Annotated in this window: 13 protein-coding genes and 1 riboswitch; of the genes, 5 read left to right on the top strand and 8 right to left on the bottom strand. The window is 68.8% G+C overall.

From position 1 onward, the window contains the following. Positions 1-41 precede the first annotated feature (41 nt). A complete protein-coding gene (locus tag FW784_RS00450; RefSeq protein ID WP_149351419.1) occupies positions 42-815 on the bottom strand; it encodes an XOO1806 family protein in 774 nt (257 codons plus the stop codon). Positions 816-978: 163 nt separating this feature from the next. After that, positions 979-1,866, bottom strand: coding sequence for an Hsp33 family molecular chaperone HslO (gene hslO, locus FW784_RS00445; protein WP_187770613.1), 888 nt, complete (start codon positions 1,864-1,866; stop codon positions 979-981). A 97-nt stretch (positions 1,867-1,963) separates the two neighbouring features. On the opposite strand from hslO, the gene mtgA reads away from it, so the two are divergent. After that, entirely contained in the window at positions 1,964-2,680 is a 717-nt protein-coding gene (gene mtgA, locus FW784_RS00440) for a monofunctional biosynthetic peptidoglycan transglycosylase (protein ID WP_149351399.1), read from the top strand. A gap of 23 nt (positions 2,681-2,703) precedes the next feature. Then, entirely contained in the window at positions 2,704-3,663 is a 960-nt protein-coding gene (locus FW784_RS00435; protein WP_149351398.1) for a glycosyltransferase family 2 protein, read from the top strand. On the opposite strand, the gene FW784_RS00430 is transcribed toward FW784_RS00435, so the two are convergent. The 4 genes from FW784_RS00430 to FW784_RS00415 form a co-directional block, all read right to left on the bottom strand. Further along, on the bottom strand, positions 3,651-5,630 hold the full coding sequence (locus FW784_RS00430; protein WP_149351397.1) for an AsmA family protein: 1,980 nt from the start codon (positions 5,628-5,630) through the stop codon (positions 3,651-3,653). The two genes, FW784_RS00435 and FW784_RS00430, sit on opposite strands and share 13 nt — an antisense overlap. A 3-nt stretch (positions 5,631-5,633) precedes the next feature. Continuing rightward, a complete protein-coding gene (locus tag FW784_RS00425; RefSeq protein ID WP_149351396.1) occupies positions 5,634-6,056 on the bottom strand; it encodes a hypothetical protein in 423 nt (140 codons plus the stop codon). Between the two features lie 73 nt (positions 6,057-6,129). Beyond that, on the bottom strand, positions 6,130-6,801 hold the full coding sequence (trhA, locus tag FW784_RS00420) for a PAQR family membrane homeostasis protein TrhA (RefSeq protein WP_149351395.1): 672 nt from the start codon (positions 6,799-6,801) through the stop codon (positions 6,130-6,132). A 52-nt stretch (positions 6,802-6,853) separates the two neighbouring features. Beyond that, positions 6,854-8,458 (bottom strand): peptide chain release factor 3, encoded by a 1,605-nt coding sequence (locus tag FW784_RS00415; RefSeq protein WP_149351394.1) that lies wholly within the window; start codon positions 8,456-8,458, stop codon positions 6,854-6,856. A 178-nt stretch (positions 8,459-8,636) separates the two neighbouring features. On the opposite strand from FW784_RS00415, the gene FW784_RS00410 reads away from it, so the two are divergent. Then, positions 8,637-9,719 (top strand): HDOD domain-containing protein, encoded by a 1,083-nt coding sequence (locus FW784_RS00410; protein ID WP_187770610.1) that lies wholly within the window; start codon positions 8,637-8,639, stop codon positions 9,717-9,719. A 3-nt stretch (positions 9,720-9,722) separates the two neighbouring features. Here the strand turns inward: FW784_RS00410 and FW784_RS00405 are convergent, their stop codons facing one another. Next, the gene (locus tag FW784_RS00405) at positions 9,723-10,646 is read right to left on the bottom strand and encodes a peptidoglycan DD-metalloendopeptidase family protein (protein WP_149351392.1); all 924 of its coding nucleotides are present in this window, start codon (positions 10,644-10,646) and stop codon (positions 9,723-9,725) included. Further along, positions 10,634-11,737, bottom strand: coding sequence for an NHL repeat-containing protein (locus FW784_RS00400; RefSeq protein ID WP_149351391.1), 1,104 nt, complete (start codon positions 11,735-11,737; stop codon positions 10,634-10,636). The genes FW784_RS00405 and FW784_RS00400 overlap by 13 nt, the downstream gene beginning before the upstream one ends. 122 nt (positions 11,738-11,859) lie before the next feature. Beyond that, positions 11,860-11,961: riboswitch (SAM riboswitch) on the top strand. A 66-nt stretch (positions 11,962-12,027) separates the two neighbouring features. Here FW784_RS00400 and metX point away from each other — a divergent pair. After that, positions 12,028-13,047, top strand: a complete 1,020-nt coding sequence (metX, locus tag FW784_RS00395) for a homoserine O-succinyltransferase MetX (protein WP_149351390.1) — start codon at positions 12,028-12,030, stop codon at positions 13,045-13,047. Beyond that, complete coding sequence (gene metB / locus FW784_RS00390; protein ID WP_149351389.1) at positions 13,044-14,243, top strand: cystathionine gamma-synthase; 1,200 nt, start codon at positions 13,044-13,046, stop codon at positions 14,241-14,243. The genes metX and metB overlap by 4 nt, the downstream gene beginning before the upstream one ends. Positions 14,244-14,412 lie beyond the last annotated feature (169 nt).

Here is a 14,412-nt window from a genome sequence, read left to right as displayed (position 1 = left end):
CCGCCCGGTCGGGGCGGCCTTGCGGGGCGCAGTGTGGCGCCTCAGAGATCCTGCTGGTACCGGACGTAGGGAACTGCGCCCTCGTCTTTCTCCGCGCTGTCCGGTGCGAACGGGTTGCGGCCGCGCGTGACGACGTTTTCCGCGCCAACACTCAGCTGCCCGCTCCACGGCGTGCGCCAGCTCAGCCCGAGGTCGAGGCCTTCCCAGCGACCGGGCTGGAGCGGGGAGTCAACCACTCGCCCGATCACATTTGCGCCGAATCGGCCGACGGTGGTGCCGACGCTCAGCGTTCGGATATCCCAGCGGTCAGCGAGTTGCGGCACTGCGGAGGGCGCCACGAGGCGCGCCCGCGCAAGCGTACCAGCGATCGAAACCGTGGCCTCGCGGCCGATGTTCTTCTCGCCGATAAGTGTTAGCGCGTTCTGGTTGACCCGCGAATTCGCGCGTCCGGCGGTGAGCCACGAGGGCAATGTGTCGCGGCTGTTGCCCACACCGACGCCGACGCGTGCGCCTTTGCGGCTCAGGGTGGCGCCGGCCGAGGTCTGGCGCGCATCGCGGGCATTGCCGACGGAAGCGAGCAGGCAGTTGTCGGCGAGGCTGCCGATCGCGCTGCCGAGGCCGGCCTTGCGATCACAGAGGAGCCCGAGGGTGTCACCGCTGCCAACGCCCAGCGCGCTGTCGAGCCGCGTGTTTCCCAGCTGCCAGGTGGCGGTGGAGACGGGCTCCAGCAGCAGGACGGCCTCGACCTTGCCGCTGTCCTGGTTCCAGACCGGGAGCGCCTGGGCCCGCGAACGTGCGACCTGCGCGGACGCCATGCCGGTCGCCAGCAGAAGGCTGGCGGCGAGCAGGAGTCGGAGCGGGCGGGTTCGGGACGTCACGATGGCTGCGACCAGTACCGGGCCCGAAAGTTCCGGGCGTGTGAAGACGGTTCGACTATAGAGGATTTATACATCCTTAACAATCGGGATCAGGTGAACGCTACTGGGGCCGGGCCGGGGCCTGCATTTCGCGCCCGAGGGTCGAGAACAGCTGTTCTATTTCCGCTGGTGTGAATACATAAGACTGCCCGCAGAACTCGCACCGGATCAGGGCCTCGCCCTTCGCGGCTGAAAGCCGGGCTTCGTCCAGCCCGATCGCCACCAGCATCGACTCGACGCGGGCGCGCGAGCAGGAGCAGCCGAAGGAAAGCGCGCGTGTCGCGAGCAGTTCGGGCTCCTCCTCGTGGAACAGCCGGTGCAGGACCAGATCGCCATCACTGGCGAGCAGTTCTTCCGCCGACAATGTGTCGAACAGCGCGCCGGCGCGGTTCCAGGCATCGTCGTCGGCATCATCGCCCGGAAGCTTCTGCAGCATGAGCCCGGCTGTCGCATCGCCGTCGGCGGCGAGCAGTAGCCGGGTCGGGAGCTGTTCGGACTGCCGGAAATAGTCCTCGAAGGCCCTGTCGAGGCCGCTTGCTTCCAGCGGCACGAGCCCCTGGTAGCGCACCGGGTCGCCATCGGGGCCACGGTTTTCGATCGTGATCGCGAGGATTCCGCCACGGCCGAGGTCATGGAGATCGCTCGAAACGTCGCCTGCATCTTCGGAGAGTTGGACGATGCCGCGCAGGGTGCCGGCCGCCGTGCATTCGGCGAACAGCGTGCGGATCGCGCCGTCGCTGCGCATCTGCACCGAAAGGCGCCCGTCGACCTTGGCGTGGCCGGTGAATAGCGCCGCCGCCGCACACGCCTGACCGAGAAGCGTCATCGCGGCCGGCGGGTACTGGTCGCGCTCGCGGATGTGCCGCCACGTTTCGTCGAGTCGCACGTGCACGCCGCGCACGCCGGCACGATGCAGGAGGAAGCGCCGAAGTACGTCGCGCTGGGTGATTTCGGAAACGGGATCGGTCATTGGAGTCGGAGGTCGGCGCTTGCCGGATAATGCCTGTCGGGGCTTCAAGGCGATGCGACGACATGGGGACGCGATGATGAAACGACAAGGCGGGCGCGGACGTCGATGGCTGCGGCGCCTGCTGTGGCTGCCGGTGCTTTTCGTGGTGGTGACGGTGCTGCAGGTCGCCACCCTGCGATTCGTCGATCCCTGGACGTCCAGCTTCATGACGACGCGGCATCTGCAGGCGTGGGCGCGCGGCGACTGGGGCTTCGGCGTCGCTTACGACTGGCGCGACATGCGTGACATCTCGTCGAGCCTGCCGGTTGCGCTGGTCGCGTCGGAAGACCAGCGCTTCGCCGACCACTTCGGGTTCGACATCCAGGCCATCGAGAAGGCCGAGCGCGCGAATGCCCGCGGGCGCAGGGTGCGGGGCGGGTCCACCATCAGCCAGCAGCTCGCGAAGAACCTGTTCCTGTGGAGCGGACGCAGCTATGTGCGCAAGGGCGTCGAGGCCTGGTACACGCTGCTGATCGAAGCGATGTGGCCGAAGCAGCGGATCATCGAGGTCTACGCGAACGTCGTGGAGTTCGGCGACGGCGTGTATGGCGCGCAGGCCGCGGCGCGACGCTTCTACGGCAAGGATGCGTCGCAGCTCACGGCTGCCGAATGCGCGCGGCTGGCCGCGGTGCTGCCGTCGCCGAAGCGTTACAGCGTCGCGCATCCGGGGCCATACGTGATGCGCCGCGAGCACGCGATCGAACACCAGATGCGGATGATCGGCGGGCGCGGCTATCTCGAGCGCCTGGACTGATCCGTCCCGTTTAGGATGCGCGCATGCCGAATGATCGCCTGACCGTCGTTGTCGCCGCCTACAACGAGGCGCAGAGCCTGCCCGTGCTGCATCCGCGGATCAGCGCGGCGCTGGCCGGCATCGCGGAGTTGGACGGCCGCGTGCTGTACGTCGACGACGGAAGCACCGACGACACGTGGCGCGTGCTCTGCGACCTGGCCTTTGCCGACCCGCGCGTGACGCTGCTGCGCCTGTCGCGCAACTTCGGCAAGGAAGCCGCGTTGACCGCGGGCCTCGACCTGGTGACCGACGGCGCCGCGCTGATCCTCGACGCCGACGGCCAGGATCCGCCGGAGCTCGTGCCTGATTTCGTCGCGAAGTGGCGGGAGGGCTACGACGACGTGCACGGCACGCGAATCGCGCGCGCCGGGGAGGGTTGGCTCAAGCGAACCACCGCACATGCGTTCTACCGCCTGATCGGCCGCCTTTCAAAAACGCCGGTGCCTGCCGATACCGGCGACTTCCGCCTGCTCTCGCCACGTTCGCTGGCTGCCCTGCGCCAGCTGCGCGAGCGCCATCGCTTCATGAAGGGCCTGTTCGGGTGGGTGGGGTTCCGCAGCGTGGCGGTGCCATACGAGCGCGATGCGCGGATCGCTGGCGGATCGAAGTTCAACTTCTGGCAGCTGTGGAACTTCGCACTGGAGGGCATCACCAGTTTCTCGAGCGCGCCGTTGCGCGTGGCGACCTACCTCGGCCTGATGACGGCGCTGGTCGCGTTTGCCTACGGCGTCTGGATCATCGTGAAGGCGTTTGCCTGGGGTGATCCGGTCGCAGGCTGGCCGACGATGATGGCGGTCATCCTGTTCCTTGGTGGCGTACAGCTGATCGGCCTCGGCCTGATCGGCGAGTACCTGGGGCGGCTTTACGACGAATCGAAGAACCGCCCGCTGTACCTCGTGGATGAGATCAGGCCCGCGCGCAGCGACGCGACTCAGCGCGCGTAGTGCCCACCGCAGTCGGCGTCCTTGCCGCCGCCGAGCTCGAGCGTGGCCAGCAGCGCGGCCGGCGGTGCGATGCTACCCAGTGCCACCGCCAGTGCCGCACGCAATCCGACGCGCTTCATGTCGGGATGGAAGGCGGGCTTGCGGAACGTGCCGGTCAGATAGAGCGGCGACCGGAACGAGAACAGGCTGCGGTCCTTCGGCCGCGGGCGCAGCTTCAGGTTCAACGTCTCGTCGCGCAGGCTGATGTCGCCCTCGCCGATGATGATCGTATCGGTCGTGTCGAACGCTAGCGCGCGGGAGGTCATGACGCCGTTGTGCACGGCGAAGTCGCCGAACGCGCAACGCACCGGGATCTGGCGATCCTTCGTCAGCATGAACTTCAGCGATTCCTGCACGTCGAGCCCGGCCAGCTCCATCACGAGGTTGCCGATGTGCCCGCGGCCCATGCCGATGCCGACGGTGCCGTTCGACGTGCCGAGTATCCCGGCGATCGAGTTTCCGGTGCCGGCAAGCGTCACCTGGCCGCCGACCTTGCCGACCGCTTCCTTGACGAGCTCCGAGCGCGGCAGCAGCTGCCCGAGGTTGAGGCCGCGCGCGCTGATCTGCGCCTTGGTGCGGATGGGCGATTCGCGGCCGTCCATCCGGATGACCGAGCGGATGTCACCGCCGGCAACGCCGAAGTTCAGCGGCTCCAGGCGCAGTACGCCGCCTTCGAGCTTGAGATGCGCATCCATGTCGTCGAGCGGCAACGACGGCGCGTTGATGCGCGTTGCACGCAGCGTCACGTCCGCGTCCATCGCGCGTAGCTTGTCGAGCTTGTAGGGCTCGTCGGGGAACACACGTGAACGCGCCGCATTCTGTGCGGCTTTCGCTGCAAGCTCGGGGTTCGTCGTCTCGCCGCCACCGGCCTGCGGCGCACCGCCGATAAAGCCGGCGAGGTCGTCGAGATCCAGGCGGCGGGAGACGAAGCGTCCGCGCAGGAAGGGGCGCTTGCCGCCGGTGACGAACGTCGCGTCGCCGCCGAGGTCACTGTCGCCGACGCGCCCCTTGAAGTTGTCGTAGTGCCACGATGTCTTCGCGCCGTCGATCCCGCGCGTGAGTCGCCCGTCGAGTGAATAGGGCGGCGTTGGCGGCGCTGCGATGCCGAGCAGGGGGAACAGGTCTTCCAGGTTCTGGCCGTTGAGCGCGAGCTGCAGGTTGAAGTCGCGCAGCTGCAACGGATCGAGCAACGTGCCGCGCGCGTGCGCATGGGTGCGCCCCGCCGACGCGTGCACGTCCACGTGATAAGGGGTGTCGCGGCTCTTCAGCTGCAGCGGCGACTCCGCGCGGCCTTCCAGCGTGAACGCATTGCCGCGCCAGTGGCCACTGCCCTTGGCGGTGATCGGTGGCGCGGCCGAAGCGTTCTTCGCGGCGTCGCTGGCCACCTGCACGCTGATGTCGGTGTGCTTGAGCGGCTCGAGGAATTCGAAATGCCCGTCGTTGATCCACAGGTTGCGGAACTGGACATCCCCATGGCTGTTCGGATCGCCAAAGGCCCAGTTGCCGCCGCGCGTGCCCGTCTCGAGATTGAGCACCGGCTTGTCGAGCTGGATCGACGGAATGCGCACCTGGTGCTTGAAGAGAGGCTCGAGCTCGACGCGCAGCGTGACCTTGTCGGTCTTCGCCATCAGCGGTCGCTTGGCCCAGCCTGCGTTCGAAAACGTGACCCGCTCGGCGGTGATGGTCGGCACCCAGCCCGGATCGACCGCGAGGTTGCCGTCGATGTGCAGCGTGCGGCCGGTCTTCGCGTGCACGTACTTCTCGATCGGCCGCCGGAACCAGTTCCAGTCCCAGAAGATGATGAGCAGGATGATCCCCACCGCCAGCAGCGCGAGCAGCGTGCGGAAGGGATGGCGCACGATCGCGCCCAACGGTGAGCCGCCGTGCGGGGGCGGCGGCGCGTCAGACGGGGTTGCGGAGGTTGGCATCGATCAGCTGCCGGTGCAGTGGAAGGTGCCGCCTTCGTCCTGGCTCAGGTCGCCCTGGCCATTCTTCATGCGGAACTCGAGCGCTTCGCCGTGGAAGTGCAGGGCGTCCGCGGCGTCGCGATCGATCCGGACGCTGCGGCCGTCCTCGAGCGTCACCACGGCACCATGCGGGGTGATGTCGACCTTGTTGCCGCCGGCGCAGGTGAACGCGGCCGGGGCTACGGTGTCGGGCGCGGGCAGGTCCACGATTGTCGCGGTCGTGCCTCGCGCCAGATGGCCCTCTTCGGCCGACACCCCCGTCGGACGCCCGGCGGCTTCCGGCTCGTCCGCCCGCATCCGCGGCTCGCCGCTGCGCTTGTCCTGCGAACAGGCCGCAAGCGCGAGCAGGATGAGGACGATGGCGCTGCTGCGAAGCACGGTCGGCATGGGTGGCTCCGGCGAAGATCGCCGCACCTTCACTGCTGGTCGGTCAATTGCCGGTGAATCCGTTGCGGGCGGTTCAGGCCACCTGCCGGAGGACAGCCACGTAGTGGCACACGCTGCCGGCCACGCAGAACAGGTGCCACACCGCATGCGCGTAACGCGAATTGCGCAGGTAGAACGCGGTGCCGAGCGTGTAGGCCAAGCCGCCGGCGAGCATCCACCCCAGCGTCGCCGCGTCGACGGCGTGCATCAGCGGCCGGATCGCGAAAATGCCGAGCCAGCCCATGGCGATGTAGAGCGCGGTGGAGGTGCGTTTGAATCGGCCGGTGAACATCAGCTTGAAACCGATGCCGGCGACGGCGAGCGCCCAGATCGCCGCGAACAGGCCCCAGCCGAGCGGGCCGCGCAGCGCGATGAGGGTAAAGGGCGTGTACGTGCCCGCGATCAGCAGGTAGATCGCGCAATGGTCGAAGACCTTGAAGCGCACCTTGGCGACCGGATCGCGCGCCGAGTGGTAGAGCGTCGACGCCGTGTAGAGCAACAAGAGGCAGGCGCTGAACACGATCGCGCCGGCAAGCTGCCAGCCGTCGCCGCGTGTTGCCGCGAGCGCGACCATGAGCGCACCGCCCACCAGCGCCGCCAGGGCGCCGACGCCGTGGGTCAGCGCGTTGGCGAACTCGTGCGTGGCGTGTCGCAGTGCGCCGCGCGCATCGTGCGGCGGGGATTCGAAGCCGGGGGAGGCGTGCATGCATGCATCGTATCGCGCACCTGCGCACGCATCGTCACGGCCAGCGAACGACTCAGTCGACGCCCACCGACTGCGCGTGCTCGCGCGTGGCCATGAAGCGCACGCCCGGCGCCCGCTCCTGCGCCAGCTGCAGGTTGACGCGGGTCGGCGCCAGGTAGACGAGCTGGCCCGCGCCGTCGATCGCGAGGTTCATCGCGTTCTTCTCGCGGAACTCCTCGAGCTTCTTGGCGTCGTCGCAGCGTATCCAGCGAGCGGTTGCCACCTGCACCTGCTCGAAGCTGGCATCGACGCTGTACTCGTCCTTCAGGCGGTAGGCCACCACGTCGAACTGCAGCATGCCGACCGCGCCGAGGATCAGGTCGTTGCTCATCAGCGGGCGGAAGAACTGCGTGGCGCCTTCCTCCGACAGCTGCGCCAGGCCCTTCTGCAACTGCTTGAGCTTGAGCGGGTCGCGCAGACGTGCGCGGCGGAAGAGTTCCGGCGCGAAGTTGGGAATCCCGGTGAACGCCAGCGACTCGCCTTCGGTGAAGGTATCGCCGATCGAGATCGTGCCGTGGTTGTGGATGCCGATCACGTCGCCCGGGTACGCAGCTTCGGCGATCTCGCGGTCGCTGGCCATGAACGTGAGCGCGTTGGCGAGTTTCAATTCCTTGCCCGTGCGGACATGGAACGCCTTCATGCCGGCCTTGAACTCGCCCGAGCACACGCGCATGAACGCGACGCGGTCGCGGTGCATCGGGTCCATGTTGGCCTGGATCTTGAACACGAAGCCGGTGAGCTTGGCTTCCGCCGGCTGCACCTCGCGCCCCGTGGTCGCGCGCGGCCGTGGCGAAGGTGCGTGTTCGACGAAGAAATCGAGCAGGATCTGCACGCCGAAGTTGTTGACGGCGGAGCCGAAGAACACCGGGGTCTGCTCGCCGCGCAGGTAGCTCTCCACATCGAACGGGTGGGACGCGCCTTCGACGAGTTCCAGTTCCTCGCGCACCTCGCGCAGCGTGTCGGCGCCGATCCGCGCCTCGAGTGCCGGGTCGTCGATCGAGCTGAAGATCGTGGAGTCCTGGCGGGTGAAATTCCGGCCCTGCTCGTAGAGGTGCACTTCGCCGGTGACCAAGTGCACCACGCCCTTCAGGCGCTGGCCCATGCCGATCGGCCACGTCACTGGCGCGCACTTGATACCCAGCACGCTCTCGACTTCATCCAGCAGGTCGATCGGGCTCTTTCCCTCCCGGTCGAGCTTGTTGATGAAGGTCATGATCGGGGTGTCGCGCAGGCGGCACACCTCCATCAGCTTGATCGTGCGTTCCTCAACGCCCTTGGCGACGTCGATGACCATCAGCGCGCTGTCTACCGCGGTGAGCACGCGGTAGGTGTCCTCGCCGAAGTCGGCGTGGCCGGGCGTGTCGAGCAGGTTGACGATGCGACCCTCGTACGGGAACTGCATCACCGACGAGGTCACCGAGATGCCGCGCTCCTTCTCAAGCGCCATCCAGTCAGAGGTCGCGTGGCGCGCGGCCTTGCGGCCCTTCACCGAGCCGGCCATCTGGATCGCGCCGCCGAACAGCAATAGCTTCTCCGTCAGCGTGGTCTTGCCGGCGTCGGGGTGCGAAATGATGGCGAACGTGCGGCGCCGCAGCGCCTGCATGGAAACTTCGGACATGGCGTCGGCGCGCACGGGGCGCGGCAGCAGGGCGGGGAAGGGCGCCGATTATAGCGGCGCGGGCGCCCAGGGCCCCGAACGCAGCCCGGCTGAAACCGTGACCCGCCGGCGGCGGGCGCGTGAAAGTTTCCTGTCCGCCGGCCGATATCCGCTGCAGGCAGGGACTGGCAGGGATCGGATGTACATCGTCATGGTCGGTGAGGAAGGCGGTCGCGCCAACGAGCTCCAGCTCGCGCTGCATGATTTCGGGCTCGACTGGAACGTCAGCTGGCATACCGGCACCGGCGAGGCGCTGACGATCCCGGCCGACCGGCGTATCGACGTCATCGTGACCGACATGCAGATCGGCGCCGTGCAGGGGGCGCACCTGCTCGAGCAGGTGCGCACGCTGCATCCGGAGGCCGCGCGGATCCTTCTGCTTGACCGCGGCCACGGCACTGACGCGATGCAGGCGCTCGACGTCGCGCACCGTTTCCTGCGCAAACCGCTCGATGCCAGCGAGCTGATCGAGGCCGTGGAAAGCGTGCAGGAACTGCGCGACCTGCTGACCAACCCGACGCTGGTGCAGACGATCGGGCGCGTCGGGTCGCTGCCGCCGCCGCCCAAGCTCTATATGGAACTCGAACGCCTGATGCAGGACCCCGACGTCGGCGCCACGGAGATCGCGACGCTGATCTCGCAGGACCCCGCGGTGGTCGCCAAGGTGCTGCGCCTGTGCAATTCCGCGTACTTCTCGTCCGGCCGCGCGATCACGGACATGCGCACGGCGGTGACGCGCCTCGGCACCCGCATCCTGCAGCGCCTGGTGCTGACCAGCGAGGCACTGGGCGCGGGCACCATGACGCCCGCCGAGCGCGAAGCAATGCAGGAGCGCGCGGTGCGCACGTCGCGGCTTGCGGGCCAGTTGCTTTCCGGCCCGAGCGCGGAGCTTGCCGCGACCGCCGCGCTGCTCGCCGAAGTGGGCAAGCTGCTGCCGGGCGTGAGCCGCGGAGGCCCGGACGACACGGGCCCGCACTACGCCGAGGCGGGCGCGTACCTGCTGGGCCTATGGGGCCTCCCGATGCCGATCGTCGAAGCGGTCGCCTACCACCATCGCCCGGGAGCGGTGCGCATGTCGGGCTTCTGGGTGCCGGGCGCGGTGCATGTCGCCTGCGCGCTGGTGTCGGGGCTGCCGCTCGACGACGAATACCTGCGCGCCACGTTCCAGATCGAACGCCTGCCCGAGTGGCGCGAACGCGCCGAGGCGCTGGCGAACGAGTAAGCCTCAGATTCCGCCGAGGTTGAGCGGCCCCTGCGGGCCGCGCATGCGGAAACGGATCGATTCGAGCCGCATGCCGCGATTGGCCTGCACGGAAAAGTGCAGATGCGGCCCCGACGTGAAACCGGTGTTGCCGGACAGCCCGATCACCTGGCCGGCCTGCACGCGCTGCCCGAGGCGCACGAGAACGCCTTCCGCCTTGAGGTGGGCGTACATCGCCATCGTCCCGTCGTCGTGCAGGATGCGGATCAGGTTGGCGCGGCCGGCGTAGCGCTCGCGGTCCAGCCCGGCGCGCGCGAAATCCGATTCGACCTGCATGACCACGCCGTCGCGGGCAGCGAGAACCGGCGTGCCGATCGGCGCGGCGAGGTCGATGGCGTATCGGTTCTGCTCGTCGTCATGGCTGAAGCTGCCGCCGAAACCCTGTTCGATATGCCAGCCGCGCATGCGCAGCGGGAGCAGGTACTCGACGTCCTGTGGCCGGGCGCGCGGGTCGCCGGGCACGGCATCCATCGTCAGTTCGAAGTCGCCGGGTTGTGCAGGGTCGAGCGCCTCCAGGTACGCGATCACGGATCGCCTGCTCGCGGGCACCGTGGTTGAGACCGGCAGGTCGGGATCGGCGCGCATGTTGTTGTCGCGCGAAAACGCGAGGCGTACTTCGACCGGGCCGGCGAGGCGGTTTTCGGCAATCGCCTGGATGCCCGAGCCGGACGACGCGCGACGCAGCACGGCGATGGGCGAGGGGTCGGACGCATCAGCCACGTTGCTGACGCGGACATGGGCGCGTGGCGCGGTGGCCGTGGCCGGTGCATGGTCGCCGTAGTGCGCAACGCCGTGGGCGTCCACCCAGCGATAAACCTTGCCCGCCTGCGCGAAGGGCAGCGCGAGCAGGCAGATGGCGGCGACCAGCGTCGGGATCAGCGCACGCATTGCTCGTCCAGGTGCAGCGCGCTGGCGATGTCGCGAAGGTCGAACGCCGCGATCGCGCGGTCATCGTGCACCGCGTACAAGACGCCGCCGGGAAAGCTCGGCGTGCCGGCGGCGTGCAACGCGATGCCACGGGTGTGCGACGTGACGCGGCCGCGGAAGCTGCCGCGCGGTGCGAGTGTCCTGCGATCGACCACATGGAAGACGGCGAGCGGGGCCAGCGGGTCGGCGGCGATCCAGTAGCCGTCACCGCCCGGGCAATCCCACAGCGCCACGCCCGCGGCGTGCGCGGCGAACGCACCAGCGGCCGCGCCGCCGCCCGTGTCATGGCCATCGAGCGTGTATTCGCGAAGTGTCGACATGGAAGGATGCGTGTCTGCGTCTGCTATCAGCAGACGATTGTTGGCCGGGTCTCCCGCGATCGATCCGGCCCCGTGCAGCGCGCCGGCTTCACGGGCATCGGCGAACGCGCCCAGAAGACGCGCATGCACGGCGCCATCGCCGTCTTCCTGGACTCGAAAGCGCTTCAGTCGCGCGCCGGGTTCTGCAACAGACGGCACATGGTCGAACTTCGCCTCGGAAACGGAGCCGTCGGTGACATAGACGTCGAGGTCACCCGGCTCCGACTCGTTCGCCCATATGCCGTAAGGCGCGCGCAGGTCGGATTCGCCGAACGTCGCGACCGGAGTGAGCGTGGGCAACGAGAGCACCTGCACGCGATGGTTGTCGCGGTCGACCACGAACGCGAGGTCGCCCTGCACGGCGATGCCGCCGGGACGCTCGAACCGGCCCGCCGCTTCGCCCTTTTCGCCCACGTCGCGTAGGCGCTCGCCGCTGTCGCCATCGAACACCACCAGCGGATGCGTGGACTTCGCGGTGACGATCACCTGCGCGCGGCCGTCCTCGGCGGTCCAGGTGGCGGGTGAGTCGAGCTCGTCGGCCACGTTTTCCTCGGTCACGAAGCGCTCGCCCACCGTCACGGCGTCGGGCACGACGGGCTCGGGAGCGGCGGCGGCCGGGGGTGCGGCAGGCCGCACGGGCGCGCAGGCGACGACCGCCGTGAGCCCGACGGCGAAGAGGAAGGGGGAACGCATCGTTCGAGTGTAAGGGCGCCACGCCTGCTGCCGGCTGAGTGCCTCCGCCTCCCATCAAGCCGTTCATCGCTTCATCCGCATGAAGCGATTGACAGACGTCCAGCCCGTCGGCAGACTGCGGCCATCCATCGAGACCGGCTGAGGGACAGGCCCACAGACGCCGGGGCAACCAGTGCGAAAGCACCAGGTGCCAATTCCTGCGGCGTCATGCCGGAAGATGGTCGCGCTCCCTGCCGGGTTCGGTGGGGCGTCGCAGGCTCGATGGCCCCGTCAACCCGGAGCCCTTTGCCATGAGCCTCGTTTCCCTCCGCACGTTCGACCCCGCGCCCGCATTCGTGGACGCAGAGCTCGCCACCCTTTCGCCGCCCGCACGCGTGGGTGAATTCGAACTCGACCTCGAGCTGCGCCACGCCGGCCTGCGTCGCGTGCGGATTCGTTACGAAATCAACGGCGACATCCGCCACCCGACGGTTTTCGTCGCGGGCGGCATCTCGGCGGGCCGCCATGTCGCGGCGAATGCGGCGGACGCCGCGGACGGCTGGTGGGACGCGCAGGTCGGCGCGGGACGCGCGATCGATCCTTCGCGCGCCTGCATCGTCTCCGTCGACTGGATCGGCGCGGACGGCACGCTGGACGCGCCGATCGATCCGGCGGACCAGGCCGACGCGATCGCCGCACTGCTCGACCATCTGGCGATCGGTCGCCTCGACGCGTTCGTCGGAAGTTCGTACGGCGCGATGGTCGGATTGCAGTTCGCCTCGCGACAGCCCGCGCGCGTGGCGCGGCTGGTCGCGATCAGCGGCACGCATCGCGCACATCCGTATTCGAGCGCGTGGCGCGCGCTGCAACGCCGAGCCGTGCAGCTGGGCTCGTTGCAGTGCGACGCGATCGACGGGCTCGCTCTCGCGCGCCAACTCGCGCTGCTGAGCTATCGCACGCCGGATGAGTTCGACGAGCGCTTCGGCGCGGCGCAGGTGGTGGACGGCCGCGTGCGGGTGCCGTCCGAGGACTACCTCGACCACATCGGGCAGGCCTATGCGATGCGCACGCCTGTTACCGCGTTCCTGCGCCTGTCGGAATCGATCGACCTCCAGCGCGTGGTGCCCGGTTCCATTGAAACGCCGGTGACGCTGGTGGCGATCGAACTGGACCGGCTGGTGCCGGTGGCGGATGCCTATGCACTCGCGCAGGGACTGCGCGGCGAAACGCGGGTGCGCGTGCTGCGCTCACGGTACGGCCACGACGCGTTCCTCAAGGAGCCGGCAGCAATCGCCGCGGTGCTGGCCGAAGCGCTGGAGCTGCCGGCATGACGGCGCAACGGGGCACGCGGCCGGCGACCGTAGCCGTGCGCGCCGGCATCGATCGCGACGCCGCGTTCGGCGCCGTGACGCCGCCGCTGGTGCTGTCGTCCAACTTTTCGTTCGAGAGCTTCGGACGCAAGCGTGCATACGACTACACGCGCAGCGGCAATCCCACGCGCGACCTTCTCGCCGAGGCACTCGCGCAGCTGGAAGGCGGCGCCGGCGGCGTGGTCACGTCGACCGGCATGTCGGCGATGGCGCTGGTACTGCACGCGCTCGTTCCAGAAGGCGGAAGGCTGGTCGTACCGCACGACGCCTACGGCGGCAGCTGGCGGCTGTTCAATGCGCTGGCGTCGAAGGGCCTTTTCGAGCTCGTCACCGCCGACCTCACGCGCGCGCATACGCGGGACGCGGCGCTGGCGGGCGGCGCATCGGTGGTGTGGATCGAAACTCCGTCGAATCCGCTGCTTCGTATCACCGACCTCGAGGCGACGATTGAGGCGGGTCACGCGGTGGGCGCGATCGCCGTCGTCGACAACACGTTCCTGTCGCCCGCACTGCAGCAGCCGATCGCGTTCGGCGCGGATGTCGTCGTGCATTCGACGACCAAGTACATCAACGGCCACAGCGACGTGATCGGCGGAGCCGTGATCGCACGCGACACGGCGCTGCACGAGCGGCTGACATGGTGGGCGAACGCGCTCGGCGTGACGGGCTCGCCGTTCGACAGCTTCCTCACCCTGCGCGGCCTGCGCACGCTCGACGCACGCATGCGTATCCACCAGGAGAACGCGCATGCGCTGGTGGAGCGGTGCGTCCGCCACCCCGCGCTGCGGGTTGTTCACTTTCCGGGGCTGGCGACCCATCCCGGCCACGCGCTGGCTATCCGGCAACAGGCGGGCTTCGGCGCGATGCTGGGCATCGAGCTGGACGGAGGCGTCGACGCCGTGCGCGCATTCCTCGGCGGCCTGCGCTGTTTCACGCTCGCCGAATCCCTCGGCGGCGTCGAGAGCCTCATCGCCCACCCGGCGACCATGACGCATGCGGCGATGTCGCCCGAAGCGCGGCGCGCGGCGGGGATCGGCGACGGGCTGCTGCGGCTTTCGGTGGGCATCGAGCACGTCGACGACCTGCGCGACGACATCGACGCCGCGCTCGTGCGCGCCGAACGCGCGTGTCGACGCGAAGCGGCGGTCGGCGGGTGAACGCGGTCGCGAACCGGTCGGTGCCCGTTCCGGTGCCGGTCGCAGCCGAGATCGCCCTGCTCGGTGTCGGCACCGTGGGAACTGCGTTCCTTGCGCGCGTGGCGCGGTTGGCGCCCGCATCGACGGCCATGCGGCTCGTGCACGTGGCGAGTTCGCGTTGCTCGCACGG

The organism is Cognatilysobacter lacus (assembly GCF_008274655.1).
Taxonomy (GTDB): domain Bacteria; phylum Pseudomonadota; class Gammaproteobacteria; order Xanthomonadales; family Xanthomonadaceae; genus Cognatilysobacter; species Cognatilysobacter lacus.
Note: the sequence above shows the minus strand (reverse complement) of the source record. Positions and strands in the feature narration are given on the sequence as shown.